The 20,700-nt window shown below is 49.3% G+C and carries 17 protein-coding genes, 3 tRNA genes and 3 pseudogenes; 14 read left to right on the top strand and 9 right to left on the bottom strand.

Annotated elements, in window-relative coordinates:
- Nucleotides 1-49 precede the first annotated feature (49 nt).
- The 5 genes and pseudogenes from BBP27_RS01550 to BBP27_RS01530 all read left to right on the top strand — a co-directional run.
- Nucleotides 50-4,177 (top strand): DUF6531 domain-containing protein, encoded by a 4,128-nt coding sequence (locus BBP27_RS01550; RefSeq protein WP_265511144.1) that lies wholly within the window; start codon nucleotides 50-52, stop codon nucleotides 4,175-4,177.
- 10 nt (nucleotides 4,178-4,187) lie between these two features.
- A complete protein-coding gene (locus tag BBP27_RS01545) occupies nucleotides 4,188-4,616 on the top strand; it encodes a hypothetical protein (protein ID WP_003744796.1) in 429 nt (142 codons plus the stop codon).
- 279 nt (nucleotides 4,617-4,895) lie between these two features.
- Nucleotides 4,896-5,621, top strand: a pseudogene (locus tag BBP27_RS10625) (RHS repeat domain-containing protein); the annotation flags it as partial.
- Between the two features lie 114 nt (nucleotides 5,622-5,735).
- Nucleotides 5,736-5,963, top strand: coding sequence for a glycohydrolase toxin TNT-related protein (locus tag BBP27_RS10620; protein WP_239652033.1), 228 nt, complete (start codon nucleotides 5,736-5,738; stop codon nucleotides 5,961-5,963).
- A 486-nt stretch (nucleotides 5,964-6,449) separates the two neighbouring features.
- A pseudogene (locus BBP27_RS01530) lies at nucleotides 6,450-7,511 on the top strand (RHS repeat protein); the annotation flags it as partial.
- A 113-nt stretch (nucleotides 7,512-7,624) separates the two neighbouring features.
- Here BBP27_RS01530 and BBP27_RS01525 read toward each other — a convergent pair.
- Together BBP27_RS01525 and BBP27_RS01520 are read right to left on the bottom strand one after the other, a co-directional pair.
- Nucleotides 7,625-7,699 (bottom strand) — tRNA-Glu (locus BBP27_RS01525).
- Between the two features lie 12 nt (nucleotides 7,700-7,711).
- Nucleotides 7,712-7,788: transfer RNA gene (locus tag BBP27_RS01520), tRNA-Arg, on the bottom strand.
- A gap of 115 nt (nucleotides 7,789-7,903) precedes the next feature.
- On the opposite strand from BBP27_RS01520, the gene BBP27_RS01515 reads away from it, so the two are divergent.
- Nucleotides 7,904-9,295, top strand: coding sequence for a 3'-5' exonuclease family protein (locus tag BBP27_RS01515; RefSeq protein WP_188211477.1), 1,392 nt, complete (start codon nucleotides 7,904-7,906; stop codon nucleotides 9,293-9,295).
- 188 nt (nucleotides 9,296-9,483) lie between these two features.
- The gene (locus BBP27_RS01510; RefSeq protein WP_188211478.1) at nucleotides 9,484-10,275 is read left to right on the top strand and encodes a Cof-type HAD-IIB family hydrolase; all 792 of its coding nucleotides are present in this window, start codon (nucleotides 9,484-9,486) and stop codon (nucleotides 10,273-10,275) included.
- Between the two features lie 66 nt (nucleotides 10,276-10,341).
- Here BBP27_RS01510 and BBP27_RS01505 read toward each other — a convergent pair whose 3' ends face one another.
- From BBP27_RS01505 to BBP27_RS01490, 4 genes are all read right to left on the bottom strand, one after another.
- Complete coding sequence (locus tag BBP27_RS01505) at nucleotides 10,342-10,548, bottom strand: DUF2788 domain-containing protein (protein WP_003747401.1); 207 nt, start codon at nucleotides 10,546-10,548, stop codon at nucleotides 10,342-10,344.
- A gap of 89 nt (nucleotides 10,549-10,637) precedes the next feature.
- Nucleotides 10,638-11,807 (bottom strand): O-succinylhomoserine sulfhydrylase, encoded by a 1,170-nt coding sequence (gene metZ, locus BBP27_RS01500; protein WP_188211479.1) that lies wholly within the window; start codon nucleotides 11,805-11,807, stop codon nucleotides 10,638-10,640.
- Nucleotides 11,808-11,951: 144 nt separating this feature from the next.
- Complete coding sequence (locus BBP27_RS01495; RefSeq protein WP_188211480.1) at nucleotides 11,952-12,512, bottom strand: DUF3465 domain-containing protein; 561 nt, start codon at nucleotides 12,510-12,512, stop codon at nucleotides 11,952-11,954.
- A gap of 121 nt (nucleotides 12,513-12,633) precedes the next feature.
- A complete protein-coding gene (locus tag BBP27_RS01490; RefSeq protein ID WP_188211481.1) occupies nucleotides 12,634-13,440 on the bottom strand; it encodes a hypothetical protein in 807 nt (268 codons plus the stop codon).
- 165 nt (nucleotides 13,441-13,605) lie between these two features.
- Here BBP27_RS01490 and BBP27_RS01485 point away from each other — a divergent pair, with 165 nt between their 5' ends.
- The 3 genes from BBP27_RS01485 to BBP27_RS01475 all read left to right on the top strand — a co-directional run bounded on the left by BBP27_RS01485 (nucleotide 13,606) and on the right by BBP27_RS01475 (nucleotide 15,118).
- Nucleotides 13,606-13,857, top strand: coding sequence for an NGO1151 family protein (locus BBP27_RS01485; RefSeq protein WP_188211482.1), 252 nt, complete (start codon nucleotides 13,606-13,608; stop codon nucleotides 13,855-13,857).
- 88 nt (nucleotides 13,858-13,945) lie between these two features.
- The gene (locus tag BBP27_RS01480; RefSeq protein ID WP_049347925.1) at nucleotides 13,946-14,749 is read left to right on the top strand and encodes a basic amino acid ABC transporter substrate-binding protein; all 804 of its coding nucleotides are present in this window, start codon (nucleotides 13,946-13,948) and stop codon (nucleotides 14,747-14,749) included.
- A gap of 129 nt (nucleotides 14,750-14,878) precedes the next feature.
- Nucleotides 14,879-15,118: a putative hemolysin gene (locus BBP27_RS01475; protein WP_188211483.1), complete on the top strand. Its 240-nt coding sequence runs from the start codon at nucleotides 14,879-14,881 to the stop codon at nucleotides 15,116-15,118.
- 65 nt (nucleotides 15,119-15,183) lie between these two features.
- Here BBP27_RS01475 and serS read toward each other — a convergent pair whose 3' ends face one another.
- Both serS and BBP27_RS01465 read right to left on the bottom strand, forming a co-directional pair.
- Entirely contained in the window at nucleotides 15,184-16,479 is a 1,296-nt protein-coding gene (serS, locus tag BBP27_RS01470) for a serine--tRNA ligase (RefSeq protein WP_188211484.1), read from the bottom strand.
- Nucleotides 16,480-16,602: 123 nt separating this feature from the next.
- Nucleotides 16,603-16,678: transfer RNA gene (locus BBP27_RS01465), tRNA-Glu, on the bottom strand.
- A gap of 133 nt (nucleotides 16,679-16,811) precedes the next feature.
- On the opposite strand from BBP27_RS01465, the gene BBP27_RS01460 reads away from it, so the two are divergent.
- The 4 genes and pseudogenes from BBP27_RS01460 to dcd all read left to right on the top strand — a co-directional run bounded on the left by BBP27_RS01460 (nucleotide 16,812) and on the right by dcd (nucleotide 19,720).
- On the top strand, nucleotides 16,812-17,711 hold the full coding sequence (locus tag BBP27_RS01460; protein WP_188211485.1) for a recombination-associated protein RdgC: 900 nt from the start codon (nucleotides 16,812-16,814) through the stop codon (nucleotides 17,709-17,711).
- A gap of 78 nt (nucleotides 17,712-17,789) precedes the next feature.
- Nucleotides 17,790-18,572: pseudogene (locus tag BBP27_RS01455) on the top strand (ADP-ribosylglycohydrolase family protein).
- A gap of 24 nt (nucleotides 18,573-18,596) precedes the next feature.
- Entirely contained in the window at nucleotides 18,597-19,028 is a 432-nt protein-coding gene (locus tag BBP27_RS01445) for an MORN repeat-containing protein (protein WP_036491305.1), read from the top strand.
- Nucleotides 19,029-19,153: 125 nt separating this feature from the next.
- A complete protein-coding gene (dcd, locus tag BBP27_RS01440; protein WP_003680541.1) occupies nucleotides 19,154-19,720 on the top strand; it encodes a dCTP deaminase in 567 nt (188 codons plus the stop codon).
- Between the two features lie 58 nt (nucleotides 19,721-19,778).
- On the opposite strand, the gene ppsR is transcribed toward dcd, so the two are convergent.
- Entirely contained in the window at nucleotides 19,779-20,600 is an 822-nt protein-coding gene (gene ppsR, locus BBP27_RS01435) for a posphoenolpyruvate synthetase regulatory kinase/phosphorylase PpsR (protein WP_049323052.1), read from the bottom strand.
- Nucleotides 20,601-20,700 lie beyond the last annotated feature (100 nt).

Raw genomic sequence — 20,700 nt, 5'->3', positions numbered from 1 at the left:
TTGCAGCCAACTTTTCAGACGGCCTCTATCCCCCCAACAGGAGCACCCCATGGCCGTCAATAAAATCGCCCGTAAAAGCAGCAAGTTCCGCGTTGTCTTTACCGTTCCCGATTTCTGTTGGCCGCCTCCGCCCGCTCCCCCTTCCGTTCCACCCATTCCCTTCCCGCTCTTTGCAGACCTCGGCGGTGCCAAAACCGTCGCCAAAGACGTACGCCTCAACCGCAAGCCTGCTTTTGTCTTTAAAGCCAGTAAGACGGATAAAACTTATGGCGACGAAATCGCCCTTCCGGGCCGTAAAGGGGTAAAGAGCCGCACCGCCACCAAACCTGCCTGGCCGATGCGCCATTCTTCCTCGGTTAAAATCCGCAAACGCTATATCGTGCGTACCGGCGATATGTTCCATATGAACGGCAAGTTCAGCAAAAGACTCCCCCCTAAAACCTGTCTGTCCTGCAAGGGTGCGGTAGGTGCCGGCCGTCCGGTCAATCCGATACATGGTTTGAAGTTTTTGACAAATGAAACCGACTTTGCCTTTGAAGGCATCCTGCCGCTGGTTTGGAGCCGCAGTTATTATTCCGACCAGGACGGTACCGGCTGGCTCGGTGAGGGCTGGAGCGTACCGGGCTGCCAACGCATCATCCGCGATGCGGCCGGATTGGCCTATATCGACGATCAGGGCCGTCTGTTCCCTTTGCCGGAAGTGGATGAAGATGACGAAGAGCCGGTATTGTTCGAGAGCGAACAGATTTGGTTCAGCAAGAATCCGGACGGCCATTACGTCATTGCTTCGCTGGACGGTTCGATAGCACTGCGTTTTGCCCCTTTAACCGTAGCGGAAGACGGTTCGGACGAAGATGCCACCCTCTTCCCTTTGGTCGCGGTAGAAGACACCAACGGCAACCATCAGCGTTTCGTCTATCATCCGCTGACCGGTCTGCCGCAATACATTATTGACGGCAACGGCCGGGTATTCTCACTGAACTTCGGCAATGTGGCCGATGAGCAGTCACCCAAAATGCGGCTGCTGTCGGTGTCGCTGTTGGAAGGTTTGCCATCCTTCGGCGAAACCATTCGGGTCGGCAATCCACTGGTCCGCTACGAATACAACGGCAGCGGTGACTTAATCCACGTCATCGGTCGCGACGGCAACGTCAAACGCAGCTTCGGCTATAAAAACAATCTGATGGTGTCGCATACGGATGCGGCCGGATTGGTATCGGAATACGAATATGACCATTACACCCCAACCGGCAAAGTCATCCGCAACTGGACTTCTTTGGGCGAGGAATGGCGTTTTACCTATCACGAAGGTTACACCGAGGTAACCGACATACTGGGCCGTACCGAGCAATACCATTACGATTACAACAACGAGCTGACCAAACGGGTGTTTGCCGACGGCAGCACCAACCTGATGGAACGCGACGACTTGGGCCGTCTGCTCAGCCATACCGATGCAATGGGACGCGTTACCCGTTATCAGTACAGTAATGAAGGCCAGGTAGAAAGTATTACCCGTCCGGACGGCGTTATCCTGCATTTCGACTATGACGACAGCTACCGTCTGATCCGTAAAAGTGATGCCGAAAGCCGTTACCACGGCTATACCTATGACGAAGCGGGCAACCTGCTGACCCATACCGACCCGCTGAAACACATCACCCGTTTCGAATATGCCGGCAACGGTCTGTTGCTGTCGGTAACCGATCCGAACGGCAGCAGTACCGCCTACCACTATAACGAAAACCATCAGCCCGACCGGATTACCGACTGTTCGGGTTACGAAACCAAACTCTCTTATACCCCCGAAGGACAGCTGGCGCGTATTACCGATGCGCTGGGACAGCACACCGAATACCACTACGATGCCGATCAAAACCTTACCCTCGCCCTCTATCCCGACGGTAGCAAAGAGACCTTCGGCTACGATGGTGCAGGTCGTCTGACCACCCATACCGACGGCGAAGGTCATACCACCGCCTACGAATACGGCCAAGACGGTCTGCCGACCCAACGCACCAACGCCTTGGGCCATACTTTCGGCTACCACTACGACCAAGCCCGCCGCTTAGTCGGCCTCACCAATGAAAACGGTGCGCGCTACCGCTTTGCCTACGACGTCCTCGACCGCCTGATTGCCGAAAGCGGTTTCGACCATAAACTGACCGGCTACCGCTACAACGCCGGCAACGAGCTGGTCGAGCAGCGCGAATTCGGCGACGACGCCTCCCTCGCCGCCAAACTGATGGCGCAGCTGGGCGGACAGCCCGTCCCCAAAAAAGACGCCGCCCCGCTTTCAGACGGCCTCGACAGCCAAACCCCGCTGCGGATTACCGAGTTCAAACGCGATATATTGGGACGCTTAATCCATACCCTCGCCCGCAACAACGACAAGGTTCAGGAAACCGTTTACCAATACGATTTGGACGGCAACCTCGTCCGTGCCGCCAACCGCCACAGCATCACCTGCTTCGACTACAACGGCAACGGCCAAATCATCGGCCAGCACCAATGGAAAGTACCGACTAAGGAAGAGAACGCCCGAAACGGATTGCCCGAAACCGACTGGCGCGATGCGCAGTACGATATGCTGTATCTGCCCGTTACCGAAACCGTCCGCTACCACTACGACTTCAACGGCAACCGTACCGCCACCGTCCTGCCCGACGGTAGACAAATCAACTACCTGTATTACGGCAGCGGCCACCTGCACCAAATCAGCCTCGACGACGAAGTCATCTCCGACATCGAACGCGATCGGCTGCACCGTGAAATCTACCGCACACAGGGTAAACTCGCCAGCCGTTACGAACTCGATCCCTTAGGCCGTCTGAAAAAGCAAATTGCCGCACTCAACGAGCTGACGCAGACCGAGACAGCTAAAAATGCAGTAACATCGGCTTATGCCGTCAAACGCAGCTACGGCTACGACCGTACCGGCAACCTGACCCACAGTACCGACCAACGGACGGGAACGACCCGGTTCGAATACGACAAACTGGGCCGGATTACCAAAGCCGGAAACGAGCTGTTCGCCTTTGACCCCGCGCACAATATCCTGTCCGATCACAACAGCCCTACCGTCCCCGACAACCGCCTGAAAACCTACAACGGCAGCAGCTATTACTACGACCACTTCGGCAACCTCATCCACCGAGAACTGGCCGACGGCGAAGTACAGAACTACTTCTACGACCTGCATGACCAACTGGTTAAGGCGGAAATCTTCAAAAAAGACGGCACGAAAGAGACTTGGGCCTACACCTACGACGCCTTGGGCAGGAGGATAGGCAAAGGCCGTCTGAAAAACGAAGAAGTTTCAGACGGCCTCGAAGAGGAAACCCGCTTCGTTTGGGACGGCAGCCACCTCTTGCAGGAAATCCAACCGGACGGCAGGTATACCTATATCTACACCGATCCCGACAGCTACGAACCCTTGGCACAGGTACGCAATTGGACCAACGAAGACAGCGAAAGCAAACAGGAAATCCACTACTTCCACTGCGACCAAATCGGCATCCCGAGAGAGATGACCGATAGCGACGGCAACCTGGTTTGGTTTGGCAACTACACCGGTTGGGGCTGTCTGAAAGAGGAAACCAAGGTAACGTATAACGCATACCAACCCTTCCGTTTACAGAATCAGTATTGCGATGAAGAAACAGGGTTGCATTACAACTTCTTCAGGTATTACGAGCCTGATGCGGGGCGGTTTGTGAATCAGGATCCGATTGAGTTGTTGGGTGGGGAGAATTTGTATGCTTTTGGACTGAATACGAAGGCGTGGGTGGACCCATTAGGCCTTGCTTCAAAAGCAACTGCAAAAATGCAACCATATAGATTTTCGGATGTTAGTGTAAAAGGACCTCATGCTGATATTTTTGTAGGAAATAAAAAAGTAACAGAAGCCCTTTTAACCTTAGATGATAAAGGAGAATTAATATGGAAACGTTTTGGTGATATGAAAAGTGCTACTTCCAAAGAATTGAAAGCTGCTGATAAATTAATTTCTGAACTGAAAGACAACTCACAAATTATGTCATCAGCAAAAGATCAGCTTAAAAAGGCTCTGACTGATTTTGAAGGTGATTTAAATGACCCAAAAAGTAGCACTAGGAGAAAAGATATAGCTAAAAGAGGAATTAAAAAATTTAGGAAAATGCTAGGAAAATGTTAATGAGGTTATTATGGATATCACATCTTTCTTAAAAACAGGCAGATTTAAAGATTTGTCTGTGGGTATGTCATATAGTAATTTTCAAAAGCGGAAACAATTCAAACATTCGTCTAAATGGTTATACGATGACGATAATATAGAAAGTGGTTTTTCTATTTTTTGGAAGGGATTAGAAATTGGTTTTAGGGATGAAGTTATTTATTTGCTATCAATAGATCCTTATTTCAAAGGTGTAACTATTGCTAAAAAATATAAAATTAATAGGAAATTAACTATTGAAAAATTTGTACAATATTTGTTTTTTGCCGATATTAAATGGAAATTTGTATCAAGGGAGGAGTGGGAACATGAGTGTGAGATAAAAACAGAAGGAGGAGTTTCTATTATTTTCACATTTGAATTAGATGGTTTAAGAATCTCTAAATTTTCAGTCTCATAAAAAGAAATGTAATTAGGTCGAGCCTTCCCCACAAGGTCCCCTTTTTTCAAATACAAAAAACTCTAAAATCTAAATCTTTCAAATATTTAGACGTTTTATATTGCTCATTAATTTATGCAAAACTAACAACAGGCGTAGGTTGGGTCTAGCAAGCAGTAGCCCGCATGAAACCTACAATCCTGACATAGGGTCTTGTGTTTTTTGCTTTTCAGACGACCTCAATCCTTTTTCGAGGTCGTCTAAAATATTTTTTCCATAACAATCCAAGCCAAAACCGCAACCGACAACCGCCTAAAAACCTACAACGGCAGCAGCTATTACTACGACCACTTCGGCAACCTCATCCACCGCGAACTGGCAAACGGCGAAGTACAGAACTACTTCTACGACCTGCATGACCAACTGGTTAAGGCGGAAATCTTCAAAAAAGACGGTACGAAAGAGACTTGGGCCTACACCTATGACGCCTTGGGCAGAAGGATAGGCAAAGGCCGTCTGAAAAACGAAGAAGTTTCAGACGGCCTCGAAGAAGAAACCCGCTTCGTTTGGGACGGCAGCCACCTCTTGCAGGAAGTCCAACCGGACGGCAGATATACCTATCTCTACACCGATCCCGACAGCTACGAACCTTTGGCACAGGTACGCAATTGGACCAACGAAGACGGCGAAAGCAAACAGGAAATCCACTACTTCCACTGCGACCAAATCGGCATTCCGAGAGAGATGACCGATAAAGACGGCAACCTGGTTTGGTTTGGCAACTACACCGGTTGGGGCCGTCTGAAAGAGGAAACCAAGGTAACGGATAGCGCATATCAGCCCTTCCGCCTGCAAAACCAATACGCCGACCGCGAGACGGGATTGCATTACAACTTCTTCAGGTATTACGAGCCTGATGCGGGTCGGTTTGTGAATCAGGATCCGATTGGGTTGTTGGGTGGGGAGAATCTGTATGCGTTTGCGCCTAATACAAGTAAGTGGCTTGATGTCCTAGGTTTAAATAAAAATCTGCCCACACCATATTGGCCTCCTAATAGAGGCGCTTTAGGAGAAGTAAGGAGTATTACACTTCCGGTTGGCACTCTTGTTGATAGGTATGGTTATCCAGGAGGAACATTTGTGTCACCAATAGGAACACCATACCCTATGAGAGCCTTACCTCCTGGTTCTAATCAAAAGCCTTATACCATATATAGGGTACTGAAACCAATTGATAATGTAGCTGCAAGTAAAATTATGCCGTGGTTTGGAGAAATTGGATTAGGGATACAGTATGAATTGCCAAAATCTGTTAAATCATATATAGAATCTGGGCATCTGGAAGAGGTGAAAATAGGAAAATGTTAAAAATTAATGAATTAAATTCATATCTCAAAAGTAAAGGAGTACCAGAAGATAGTTACTCAATCAATGAAATAAATGATGAATCATTATGTATTGTTGAAGAAAATAAAAAATGGCATATATTCTATTCTGAAAGAGGATTGAGAACCGAAGAATATTGTTACCAAGATGAACATTTGGCAATTCTATATTTTATAAATCGGTTATCAAAAATGTTAAATTTTTCTTTCGAATGAAAAAAAGCAAACCGTAGCCTGTAGGAAACTTTTAATTTCGGTATGGGGTATGTGCGGAACATACACGCGGCTTCTACTTTTTAGGCAACCTCTAAATCTTCTTTGAAGGCATCTGAGCTATCAATTCTTTAACAATTTCATTACTGATTGATGTAGAGTTCGTCTGAAAACTTACTTTCAGGCGGCCTCTACCAAATTTCTCTCTTGTCGGTTACACCACAAGCTACGGCTACAACACGCCCTCACCACTAAACTGATGGCGCAGCTGGGCGGACAACCCGTCCCCAAAAAAGACACCGCCCCGCTTTCAGACGGCCTCGACAGCCAAACCCCGCTGCGGATTACCGAGTTCAAACGCGATATATTGGGACGCTTAATCCATACCCTCGCCCGCAACAACGACAAGGTTCAGGAAACCGTTTACCAATACGATTTGGACGGCAACCTCGTCCGTGCCGCCAACCGCCACAGCATCACCTGCTTCGACTACAACGGCAACGGCCAAATCATCGGCCAGCACCAATGGAAAGTACCGACTAAGGAAGAGAGCGCCCGAAACGGTTTGCCCGACACTGACTGGCGCGATGCGCAGTACGATATGCTGTATCTGCCCGTTACCGAAACCGTCCGCTACCACTACGACTTCAACGGCAACCGTACCGCCACCGTCCTGCCCGACGGTAGACAAATCAACTACCTGTATTACGGCAGCGGCCATCTGCACCAAATCAGCCTCGACGACGAAGTCATCTCCGACATCGAACGCGATAAGCTGCACCGCGAAATCTACCGTACTCAGGGTAAACTCGCCAGCCGTTACGAACTCGATCCCTTAGGCCGTCTGAAAAAGCAAATTGCCGCACTCAACGAGCTGACGCAGACCGAGACAGCTAAAAATGCAGTAACATCGGCTTATGCCGTCAAACGCAGCTACGGCTACGACCGTACCGGCAACCTGACCCACAGTACTGACCAGCGGACGGGTACGACCCGGTTCGAGTACGACAAACTGGGCCGGATTACCCAAGCGGGCAACGAACTGTTCGCCTTCGACACCGCGCACAATATCCTGTCCGATCACAACAGCCCTACCGTCCCCGACAACCGCCTAAAAACCTACAACGGCAGCAGCTATTACTACGACCACTTCGGCAACCTCATCCACCGCGAACTGGCCAACGGCGAAGTGCAGAACTATTTCTACGATCTGCATGACCAACTGGTTAAAGCCGAAATCTTCAAAAAAGACGGTACGAAAGAGACTTGGGCCTACACCTACGACGCCTTGGGCAGAAGGATAGGCAAAGGCTTTCTGAACAGCTAAAAAAGTTATTTAAAAAATTAAATAACTATAAACTTTTAAATGTGAAATAAATGTGAAAAAATAAGCCATCACTATTCTTTAGTGATGGCTTATTTCAAAGTAACTGGCACGCCCACGGGGAATCGAACCCCGGTTACCGCCGTGAAAGGGCGATGTCCTAACCGCTAGACGATGGGCGCGGAGATTTTCTGTGGCGCACCCGGAGCGATTCGAACGCCCGACCCTCTGGTTCGTAGCCAGATACTCTATCCAACTGAGCTACGGGTGCATCAAGAAAGATTTGAATTATAGGGAGTGGACTGTTTCCTGTCAAGCGTTTTATTTGGAAAACTTGCAGACAGCGTGTAAAATGCGCATTTGCTATTGAATTTACAGAGAATAAAATGTCAGATTTCGCACGCTGGCCGCTCTTATCCGAAGCATTTTCCCGTTTGAGACGGCCTGTGGTCGTGGTGGATTTGGAGACGACCGGTGGAAATTTCTATCAAGACAGGATAACGGAAGTCGCCCTTGTTCGTTTTGAGCAAGGACGCGCCACACATTACGAGCAATTGGTCAATCCTTGTCGCAGTATTCCCGAATTTGTTGCCAGACTGACCGGGATTCATGATGAAACAGTGAAAGACGCGCCTGTCTTTGCCGATATTGCGGCCGATTTATTGCCGCTGTTGCAAGGTGCTGTGGTTGTTGCCCACAACAGCCGCTTTGACTACACCTTCCTGCGCCACGAGTTTGCCCGTATCCATACTGACTTTGCCGCACCCTCGCTCTGTACGGTTCAACTGTCGCGCCGCCTGTATCCTGAGTTTTACAAACACAGCCTCGACAGCATTATCGAACGCACCGGCATTCAGACGGCCAACCGCCACCGCGCCATGACCGATGTTGTCGCATTGTGTGATTATCTCGAATTAAGTTTGACAGAAAAAAATCACCAACAATGGGATGAACATGTCCGTGTGTTGATGAATCCGAAAATGTTGCCCACTTGGCTGTCTGATTCGCTCGCCCAACAGCTCTATACCCTGCCCGACAGTTACGGCGTATTGGTTTGGTTTGACCATTTCGGCAAAGCCCAGGCCATTGAAGCACACGAACGTGCATACAGTGAAACTGCCACCCTGCTGCACAGCAAAAAACTGCCGCCGCACATCAAAGCCGCGGCCTCCATCCGTTTTATTCCGGCAGTCGGACAGCTCCATACATTATGGCTCAAAGCCCAGACCATGCAGGAATACCAACTGATGCCGTCTGAAAAATCCACATCGTTTTCTACCATCCGTTTTATCGCTGACGAACACGGCAGCCTTCAAGCACGCATTGTCTTGTTAAACAGCGGCACCAGAAACTGGCGTCCATACGGTTTGTTTGCCCACAAAAAAGCAGCCAAACGCGCTTTGGCACAATGGTCGCAAGAACACAGGCTCTGCCCGGATTCGCTCAATATTTTGCCGACCGGCTACGCAAAAGGCGAACCCTGCCCTATTGAGGCCGTCGGAAAATGCAACGGCGACTGCCGCCAACCTGAAGGCATCAAACATCAAAACCAACGCATTACCGAGCTTGCCGCCCTACTCCCCGTAACCGATTGGGGCAAAGCGCATGAAATTGAAATTACCGAAACCGATCCCCTGACCGGAAACAGCATTACCCTGCTCTGCGCCGGCGGCGCGTTGGCATTACCTGACGGTAGCTGGTATTTCGACAGCAGCCTGCCTCTCGTGATCAAAAACAAATTCAGGCAAGACAAAGAAAATATCCGTCTGATTGCTTAAAACAGGGCCATAAATTTTCAGACGGCCTGATGTGGATAACTTTCCGCTTTATTCTCAATACAAAAACTGCCTAAATTTTAATCAGAACTTATTTTTATAATAGTAATCAAATACTAAACCAATTTATACACAAGCTGTTCACATAATTTTCAATGAAAGCTGTGTATACCCGGCCCGACGAGTAAACCATGAACAATCCTGCAATCATCTTCTTTGACATCGACGACACCCTCTACCGCAAATACACGGATACCTTACGCCCTTCGGTTGCCCAAGCCATGCGCGCATTGAAAGCCAAAGGCATTTTGACTGCCATTGCCACCGGCCGTCCGGAAGCTGCCATTCCCGCCAAAGTCAAAGCCTTGATTCAAGAATGCGGCATCGACATGCTTGTTACCATCAACGGCCAATATATTTCCTTTCGCGGCGAACCCCTGCAAAGCTACCCCTTGGATATTGCCGACATCGAAACCGCCATCCACCTGCTTGAGCAACACAAAATAGACTACGCATTCGTCAACAACCAAGAAATTGCAGTTTCCTCCAGCTCTCCGCGCGTTGTCGAAGGTTTATCGCATATCCTGCCCAACTTTTTAACCGACAAAGAATATTTCCACAAACAACCCGTCTATCAAATGTTAGTCTTTGTGGATGAGGAAGAAGAAAAAATCCTGCAACCGCTAACCCAGCAACACGGCTTCAAATCCGTCCGCTGGCACAAACATGCCATGGATCTACTCAAACAGGAAGGTTCAAAAGCACGGGGTATCGCCCACGCAGTGGAAAAACTAGGCATTAATATGAGCAAAGTAATGGCGTTCGGCGACAGCTTCAACGACTTGGAAATGCTGTCAACCGTCGGCTTCGGCGTTGCCATGGGCAATGGCGAAGAAGCGGCCAAAGCCGCCGCACAATTCGTCTGCCCAAGCGTCGATGAAGACGGCGTATTGCACGGCTTGCAAGAGTTGGGTGTAATTTAATTATCAAATCAAAAGGCCGTCTGAAAAAATGTTCAGACGGCCTTGTTCTATCTATAAACTTCCTGCTTATTTCGGCAATACCAAAAAGCTAATCAGCAATTCTTTGAATACAAATCCAAACACGCCCAAGCCCAAAACCAAGAAGAGCATGGCAATGCCGAATTTGCCGGCTTTGGATTCTTTACCCAAGTTCCAAACGATAAAGCCCAAAAAGATAATCAGGCCGGTGAGGAGGATTTTCATTGCCCACGAGGCGAATTCTGCTTCAGACATTATTTTTTTCCTTTTATTCTTAAGATGTGTGTTTGATTGCTTTCAGACGGCCTATTAAATTTTAAGGCCGTCTGAAATTTGTTTTTAGATTATTTGTTCAATGCTTGTTGCAAATCATCAATCAAATCGTCGATGTGTTCCAAACCGACAGAGAGGCGGATCAAGCCCGGGCGGATATTGGCGGCGAGTTTTTCTTCAGGCTGCATCCGGCCGTGCGTAGTTGTCCACGGATGGGTGATGGTCGAGCGCACGTCGCCGAGGTTGGCAGTACGGGAGAAAAGCGCCACACCGTCCACAACTTTCCATGCGGCTTCTTGGTCGACAACTTCAAAACCGATGACGATGCCGCCGCCGTTTTGTTGCTTGCGGATAAGCTCTGCCTGCGGATGGTCGGGCAAACCGGTGTAGTACACGGCTTGGACTTGCGGCTGTTGTTGCAGCCATTGGGCGATTTTCAGGGCGTTGTCGAATTGTTTTTCCATACGCAGCGACAGGGTTTCCACGCCGCTCAACAACTGCCATGCGTTAAACGGAGACATTGCCAAACCGCAAGAGTTGCAATATATGGCAACTTGCGTCATCAGCTCTTCCGAACCGGCCAATACGCCGCCCATCACGCGGCCATGGCCGTCGATGGCTTTGGTTGCGGAAGAAACAGAAATATCCGCACCGTGTTTCAAAGGCTGCGAACCGACGGGCGACAAGAGGCTGTTGTCCACCACCAAAAGCGCGCCGATGCTGTGCGCCAGTTCAGCCAGCGCTTCCAAATCGGCAACTTCGCCCAATGGGTTTGACGGAGTTTCCAAGAAAAACAGTTTGGTATTGGGCTTGATGGCCGCTTTCCATTCATCTACATCAACCGGCGATACATGGCTGACTTCGATGCCGAACTTGGTAACGATGTTGTTGATGAAACCGACGGTCGTGCCGAACAGGCTACGGCTGGAAACAACGTGGTCGCCTGCTTGCAAGAAGGTAAAAAACGCTGCCTGAATTGCGGACATACCGGTCGAAGTGGCTACCGCGCGTTCTGCGCCTTCCAATGCGGCAATGCGTTTTTCAAAAGCGGCAGTAGTCGGATTGGCTGTACGGGTATAGGTAAAGCCTTTAATTTTTTTGGAAAACAAATCTGCCGCATGTTGCGCGCTTTCCCACATGAAGCTGCTGGTCAAAAACAGCGCCTGATTGTGTTCGCGATATTCGGTCTGCTCTTTGCCGCCCCGGATGGCCAGCGTTTGCGGATGAAGTTTTTTGTTCATTTATTCTCCAATCTACTGTGTATTCCAATGGACGGAACAATATTTTTCCGTCTGTTTAACTTGTTAACATTTTGCGCCGATTTCTACCATCTTTCAAGCCGAAGGCCGTGTTTCAGGCCGTCTGAAAAAACAGAAAAACCGTTTTTACTGATAAAGGCGGCCGTCGTGTTTCAACCAGCCGTCAGTATGCCGGCCTGACGGGTCATGGTGCGTCCAATGGATAACGCCGCCCTGCTCCGACCATTCATATTCTCCGTAAAACGCTACTTTATCGCCTTTTTTCAAACCCTTAATCTTATCGGCAAGGTCGATATTGTGGGCCACCAAAAGCGTCTGGCCGCTGGAGAGCTTCAAGATAAAGCGTTGGTGGCGCGTGCCTTTGTTGTCATCCGGCAGGGTTTTCCATACCGTGCCCTCGCCCTCAACCTGAATATCGCTTTGTTCGTTTTCAAACGCCTGTTTCAAAACCGCTTCTGCCGATTGTTTGTCCGAACCGGTTTGCTGTTGAGCCGTATCGGCGTTTTCTCTGCCCGCATTGTTTTGTTTTTGAACGGTTTCTATTTTCTGCTGATGCTGCGATTGTAGCGGCTGCTTGTTTTGCATTTTTTGATAGGCAAATACGGCAACCAGAGCAATCAGCAATACAATGATTTTGTTTTTATTCATAACAATCTCAAAAAAAATGCCCGATTCTGCATCGGGCATATCAACTATTTAGAAAGGATATTTATCACGAAAACGTGAGCCGCCATTATACACGCTTCGCAAAATTTTAAGGGAAATTTATGCCAAAGGCCGTCTGAAACTTTTCAGACGGCCCGGATACTCAGCGGCGGTATTTCATTTCAACCTTCATATCGTCCAGAATACGTTTGACGTTGTGTTCCAATACATCTTCCACCAAACCCGGCGCCTGATCGTTGAGCATTTGCTGCAACTGGTAAGTGAACACGGCCATTTGTTTTTGCACGGCAATCCGAATCATGCCGTTGACCGCATCGGCCACATGGGGGCGCAAACGTTTAATCAGACGCTCGGTCAAATCTTTTTCAGAAACGCAGAATACTTCCCGACGGCCAATCGCCTGCGGGTTCAAAACATTGATATGGACATTGACGGCCGGTTCTTTTTCAGGTTCAAGGCCGTCTGAAACTGCTCCTTCAGCCGCTTCCTCATTATCATTTTCCGATTTTTCAGTTTCTTCCACTTCAGGCACATCAAAATCTACGGCACCCGATTTCGGATTCAGTCTGACGGTGCGCGTCGATTCGATATAGCGGTCTGAAGCCGCAGCCTGCAACGCCGATTGCGCGCTCAACCAGTTGTCCTGCAAGACCACCATCGCATCGGTTTCCACTGCTTCGCCATCTTCGGCAAGGGCGGTATTGTGTTCCAGCTGCCAACGGTACAAATACTCCTGCAGCACTTTTTCGCGATTGTCGGCATCCAGTTTATATTCTTTTTTAGGCGCGGTTTTAGGCGCGACATCGACAGCCTCTTCCGATTTTTTGACCAACGGCGCATGGGTCGGCGCGGTATTGAATTGTCGTGCCTGACGCAATCTTTCCAAGCGTTTTTCCCAATTCAGGTCTTCTTCCTCGAGGGCTGTGGGGTCAAGACGGTTGTTTTCCATAATAATCTCGTTTTTTCATTTTTATTGTGAACCGCATTCAAACAAAAAACGCTTGAACTGCGGCCGATGGTTGGACATATCCGGCAAGCCGGCGCAAGCGTCACATTTTAATATTAATTCACTATATAATCACTATTTTATTTAATAAACCCTCAAGGATACATCATGAGCAGCATCGAACAACGCCTCGAATACTTGGAAGAAGCCAACGACGTTTTGCGTATGCAAAACCATGTCCTCGCCACCGCCCTCAAAGGCCTTATCCGTTCCCTGCCCTCCGACATGGCCAACGATGCCGTAGAATCCATCCAGCTTGCCTTTGAAGACGCGTTGGCGGAATTGAGCTACGAAGACAGCCCGCAAACCGACCTCTTCCATGACGTAACCTACGCATTTTTCCGAGAAAAAGACCACTGATTCAGACGGCACAAACCATCAGTTTGCCGTCAAAATATGCTAAACTTAAACCTTTACCCATTAATATCTTATTAAGAAAGCACATCCCATGAACATGAAAAAATGGCTGGCCACTGCCCTCGCTTGTTCCGCCCTTGCCCTGACTGCCTGCGGTGGTCAAAGCAACAATGCCTCTGCTCCTGCCGATAAAGTGTACCGCGTCGGCTCCAATGCCGAGTTTGCCCCATTCGAATCTTTGGATTCTGCCGGCAAAGTGGAAGGTTTTGACGTTGACTTGATGAATGCCATGGCCAAAGCCGGCAACTTCAAAGTCGAATTCAAACACCAGCCTTGGGAAAGCCTCTTCCCTTCTCTGAACAACGGCGACGTGGACATCGTTATGTCCGGCGTAACCATCACTGACGACCGCAAACAAAGCATGCTCTTCAGCGACCCATACTTTGAAATCACCCAAGTTGTCCTCGTTCCGAAAGGCAAAAAAGTAGCTTCTTCCGAAGACCTGAAAAACATGGCCAAAGTCGGCGTGGTAACCGGCTACACCGGCGACTTCTCCGTTTCCAAACTCTTGGGCAACGACAATCCGAAAATCGCCCGCTTTGAAAGCGTTCCCCTGATTATCAAAGAATTGGAAAACGGCGGTCTGGACTCCGTAGTCAGCGATAGCGCGGTCATTGCCAACTATGTAAAAAACAACCCGACCAAAGGCTTGGATTTCATCTCCCTGCCTGACTTCACCATCGAAAACTACGGTATCGCTGCACGCAAAGGCGATGAAGCCACCATCAAAATGTTGAACGATGCGCTGAAAAAAGTACGCGAAAGTGGCGAATACGACAAAATTTACGCCAAATACTTTGCTAAAGAAGGCGAAAAAACCGAAGCAGCCAAATAATCCGGTTTGACTTCTTAAACTCAAGGCCGTCTGAAAAGTTTTCAGACGGCCTTTAATCTGGTTAACGCCATTAAACGCAAGCCTCCCCTATAATCCGCTGGTTTTCACCCTTCAAATGAAAGATACGTCATGATCAAACCCCTTATCCTCAGCCTCGCTGCCGCCACTGCTTTGGCCGCCTGCTCCGCTTCTGAAAAACAAGAACCCTCCAACGTCAACGTAGCCAATCCGGCTTCCGAGTTCTGCGTCAAACAAGGCGGCAAATTCGAAATCAAAAAAGACAAAGACGGCAACGAATACGGCGTGTGCCACTTGCCTGACGGTAAAGTCGTTGAAGAATGGGAATATTTCCGTCAACACAACAAATAATTGCCCAATCATATAAAAGGCCGTCTGAACCCAAGTTTCAGACGGCCTTTTCATTTAAACAGCGATTATTTTACTTCCAGTTTGGTCACGCCGCCCATATACGGTTGCAACGCGGCAGGAACATTAATGCTGCCATCGGCATTTTGATGGTTTTCCAAAACAGCCACCAAAGTACGGCCGACTGCCAAGCCGGAGCCGTTCAAAGTATGTACCAAACGGTTTTTACCGTTTTCATCTTTGAAACGCGCTTTCATGCGGCGAGCTTGGAAATCTTCGCAGTTGGAGCAGCTGGAAATTTCGCGGTAGGTGTTTTGCGCAGGAACCCAGACTTCCAAGTCATACGTTTTGGTTGCGCCAAAGCCCATGTCGCCGGTACACAAAGTAATCACGCGGTAGGGCAGTTCCAAAGCCTTCAGGATGTTTTCGGCATGGCCGACCATTTCTTCCAGCGCTTCGTATGATTTTTCGGGATGAACGATTTGCACCATTTCTACTTTATCGAATTGGTGTTGGCGAATCAGACCGCGCACGTCTTTGCCGTATGCGCCCGCTTCGGAGCGGAAACATGGGGAATGGGCGGTCAGTTTTAGCGGCAAATCGCTGCCTGCCACGATGCTGTCGGCAACGGTATTGGTCAGCGTTACTTCAGCGGTCGGAATCAGATATTGCGTTTTCTTGCTCTCGTCACCGCCGCGGGTAACGTGGAACAAATCTTCTGCAAATTTAGGCAGTTGGCCTGTGCCTTGCAGGGTGGTGTCATCCACAATGTAAGGCGTGTAATGTTCGGTGTAGCCGTGTTTCAGCGTGTGCGTATCGAGCATGAATTGCGCCAGCGCTCGGTGCAGGCGGGCGATTTGGCCTCTCATCACGGTAAAGCGCGCGCCGGAAAGTTTTGCACCGCCTTCAAAATCCAAGCCCAAAGGCTCGCCCAAATCAACATGGTCTTTAATTTCAAAGTCAAATTCGCGCGGCGTGCCGACTTTGCGGACTTCAACGTTTTCAGTTTCGTCTTTACCGACGGGCACGCTTTCGTGCGGCAGGTTGGGAATACTCAACAACCAAGCATCCAATTCCTTCTGAACGGCATCCAAATCAGCGGCAGCCTGCTCCAAATCCGCTTTGATTTGGGCAACCTGATCCATCGCAGCTTGAGCCTCTTCGTGTTTGCCTTGGCCTTTCAACGCGCCGATCTGCTTGGAAATACTGTTGCGCGAAGCCTGCAACTCTTCTGTTTTCACTTGAACGGCTTTGCGTTGCTCTTCCAAAGCATTAAAACGCGCGGTATCAAACTCATAACCGCGTGCGGCCAAACGTTCGGCGACGGCTGCGGTGTGGCTGCGGAGCAATTGGATGTCTAACATTGTTTTCTCTCGTTTAGATTCAGAATGGCATTATTGTAAACCAATTTAAAGATATTTTCACAGCGACAGGCCGTCTGAGAACAAAAAACGCCCCTGCAAAAGCAGGAGCGTTTTTAAGAATTCTGGCACGCCCACGGGGATTCGAACCCCGGTTGCCGCCGTGAAAGGGCAGTGTCCTAGGCCTCTAGACGATGGGCGCGTAACCGAAGCGCGAACTATACAGAAAGCCTTTTCTTCTGTCAACGCCTTTACTGCTTTTTTAAAGATGTTGCCGATTTCCGTATGTTATTTTCCCTGTATAATGCCGGTTTTAATAAAAAGGAAAACTCGCCATGTGGTTTAAGCAAATCAGTTTTTATCCGCTCAACAAAGACAAATTGCCCGAATTGGAAGTCCTTGCCGACAAATTGGCGCAATCCGAATTTGCCCATTGTCAGGGTTTGGACTGGTTTAGCGAAGGCTTTGCCACGCCGGTTTCCTTTTCGCCCGAGTTGGTTTTCCCTGCCGATTACACTTGGCGCGTTGCTCTGAAAAAAGAAGAAAAAGTCCTGCCTGCCGGCGTGATCCGCGATATTTTGGATGATAAGGTTTTGGAAATCCAAAACAACGAAGCGCGCAATGTCGGCCGCAAGGAAAAACAAGAGCTGAAAGAGCAGATTACCGACGACCTGCTGCCCCGTGCTTTTACGCGCAGCAGCCGCACACAGGCGATTTTCGACACGCGCCACGGGTATCTTTTGGTCAACAATGCCGCCTCTGCCAAAGCGGAAAACATCCTGACCAAGCTGCGCGAAGCCTTGGGCGGCTTGGAAGCCTCGTTGCCAAATACCAAACAATCGCCCTCTTCCCTGATGACCAGCTGGCTGCTGCAAGGCCACTGCGAGGGCGGTTTTGAATTGGACAGTGATTGCGAACTCAAAGGCGTAGGCGATGTTGTTCCTGTCGTCAAAGTTTCCAAACAAGACCTGACCGCCGACGAAGTGGTACAACACGTCAAAAACGGCAAAACCGTTACCCAGTTGGGCTTGGTATGGCGCGAACAAATCGCGTTTATCCTTACCCAAGACTTTACGCTCAAACGCATCCAGTATCTGGACGTTTTGCAAGAAGAAGCGGAAAGCAACGGCGACGATGCCGCCAGCCTCGCCTTTGCCTCGCAAATCCTGATGACCGAAGCCATCAGCACCATGTTGGAAGAACTGGTTTCTTATTTAGGCGGCTGGCAAGAGTAATTTTTCAGACGGCCTTTCGATTGGAAAATATCAAAGGCCGTCTGAAATATAAATAGAAGTATCAGAAAGGATGTCATGATGTTGGGGGCAATCATCGGCGATATTGCCGGTTCACGATTTGAGTTTAACAACTACCGTCACACCGATTTCGATATTTTCAGCCCCGACAGCGACTTTACCGATGACACGATTTGCACTGTTGCCATTGCCGATTGGGTTTTACAAGGCTGCAACGATCATTTGGCCTCTATTTTGCAAGGCTGGTGTAGGGCATATCCCTGCCCTAAAGGCGCATATGGCGGCCGCTTCTCACAATGGATAGAATGGAAAGATCCTGCACCTTATAATAGCTGGGGCAACGGCTCTGCCATGCGTGTTTCTGCCGTTGGCTGGGCATTTGCCACATTGGAAGAAACCCTGCATTTTGCCGAACAATCCGCCACCGTAACGCACAACCACCCGGAAGGCATTAAAGGCGCGCAAGCCGTAGCCGCCGCCGTCTTTTGGGCGCGTACCGGTATGGGCAAAGTGCAAATCAAAGAAAACATTACACGACAATTCAGCTATGATTTGAGCCAAAGTTGCGACCAAATCCGCCCGCATTATCATTTCAACGAAAGCTGCCAGGAAACCGTACCTCAAGCGATTACCGCCTTTCTTGAAAGCGATGATTTTGAACACGCCATCTGACTGGCGGTTTCCCTGGGCGGAGACAGCGATACCTTGGCGGCCATTACCGGCAGCATCGCCGAAGCCTACTACGGTATCCCTGCATCCATGCGCGAACACGCTTTAGCCATATTGCCACGCCGCATTGCTGAAACCCTGCTGACTTTTGAATCCCAATATCAGGCCGTCTGAAACCGCCTGCCAAAAGGAACAATCATGATGAAATACCTCGCCCTACTTCCCGTCGCCTTCATGCTGGGTACGCCTGCCATTGCAGAAACCATCAATCCTTATCAGGAAAAAGGTTGCGTTTACGATGGCGATGTCGGCAAAGACGGTAAACCATCCGGCAAAGGCACATGGAAATGCCAAGACGGCCGCAGCTATGTCGGCGCCTTTAAAAACGGCAAATTTGACGGCAAAGGCGTATATACCGTTTCCGGCAACAGCGAAACCTTTATCGAACCTTTCTCCTCAAACAGCGCCAAATTACGCAATATGACGCTGGAGGGCGTGTTCAAAAAAGGCAGGGCGCACGGAAACTTTACCGCCTCCCAAAACGGCACACCCGTCTTCATCATGAAATGCGAAGACGGTATGATTAAAGAAGTCAAACTGGCTAAGAAATCTGCTTCCAAAACCAAATAAACAGCCTTTCAGACGGCCTTATCCGGCTTTTAGGCCGTCTGAAACATCAATTGACAAGCCTGTCTAAAGGCTGTTGTGTTGATTTCAAAGAATTTCCAAACAACCCTTACCCCAGGACAACCACCATGAGCATTAAATCCGACAAATGGATACGCCGCATGGCCGAAGAACACGGCATGATTGAGCCGTTCGAGCCCAACCAAATCAAAGAGGCCAACGGCCAACGCATCATTTCCTACGGCACATCCAGCTACGGCTACGACATCCGTTGTGCCAATGAATTTAAAATCTTCACCAATATCAACAGCACCATCGTCGACCCGAAAAATTTCGACCCGAAAAACTTCGTCACCGTCGAAGACGACTGCTGCATCATTCCGCCCAACTCCTTTGCCCTGGCGCGCACAGTCGAATATTTCCGCATCCCGCGCAACGTCCTGACCGTCTGCTTGGGCAAGTCCACCTACGCACGCTGCGGCATCATCGTCAACGTTACCCCGTTCGAGCCGGAATGGGAAGGCTACGTTACGCTTGAATTTTCCAACACCACGCCGCTACCGGCAAAAATCTACGCAGGCGAAGGCGTGGCCCAAGTCTTGTTCTTTGAAAGCGATGAAGTCTGCGAAACCTCATACAAAGACCGCAACGGCAAATACATGGGGCAAACCGGTGTTACCCTGCCCAAAACCTAATATCAAAGACCAAACAAAAGGCCGTCTGAAACTTTCAGACGGCCTTTTATCATTTCAGTTAAAAACGGCGTTTCAGCTTGCAAGCCTGCAAGATATGAACGGCGAGTTCTTCCACAGATTTATCCGTAGTATTGGTAAACGGAATACCGTGGCGTTTAAACATATTTTGCGCATCGGCAATCTCACTGCGGCAAGTATCGATTTTGGCATAAGTCGAATTAGGGCGGCGTTCCTGACGGATTGCCTGCAAGCGTTCAGGCTGAATGGTCAAACCAAACAGCTTGTCTTTATAAGGCTTGACCATACGCGGCAAATCGGTCGATTCCAAATCATCGGGAATCAGCGGATAGTTGGCGGCTCGGATACCGTATTGCAAGGCCAGATAGAGACAAGTCGGCGTTTTACCGGAACGGGAAACCCCCATCAAAATCACATCGGCTTCTTTCAAATTCTTATCACTGACACCGTCATCATGATTCAGTGAAAAATTGACCGCCTCCATACGCGCATCATAGCGTTGGGTATTGCCGATACTGTGGTGCCCCTGCTGGGCGGCAACCGCCTCCGTATTGAGTTCCTTTTCCAAAAGGCCGAGAAAGGTTTCAAAGAAATTAATATGGAACGCATTGGCTTTCTTGATGATTTCACGGATTTCGTCATTGACCACACTGACAAAAGCAATCGGGCGCACGCCGAATTTTTCGGCGGACTGGTTGACTTTGTCTACAACAGCACGCGCTTTTTCAGGCGTATCGATAAACGGATAGGTATGGCGTTTGAACTCAACATTGCCAAATTGGTTCAGCAAGGCTTCACCGATATTTTCGGCGGTCAGGCCGGTTCGGTCGGAAATATAGAAGACTTGGCGTGGATCAGTCATAATGAATCCTCTTGAGGGTAACGTTTCAGACGGCAATCATAGCAGTTACAGCCTTTGCAATAAAGCGACTCCCGGCAGATTACACAGGATTACAACAAAT

The sequence above is a fragment of the Neisseria sp. RH3002v2g genome, assembly GCF_014596425.2.
In the GTDB taxonomy this organism is placed as follows: domain Bacteria; phylum Pseudomonadota; class Gammaproteobacteria; order Burkholderiales; family Neisseriaceae; genus Neisseria.
The sequence above is the reverse complement of the archived record's forward strand: the minus strand, read 5'-3'. Positions and strand labels throughout refer to the sequence as shown.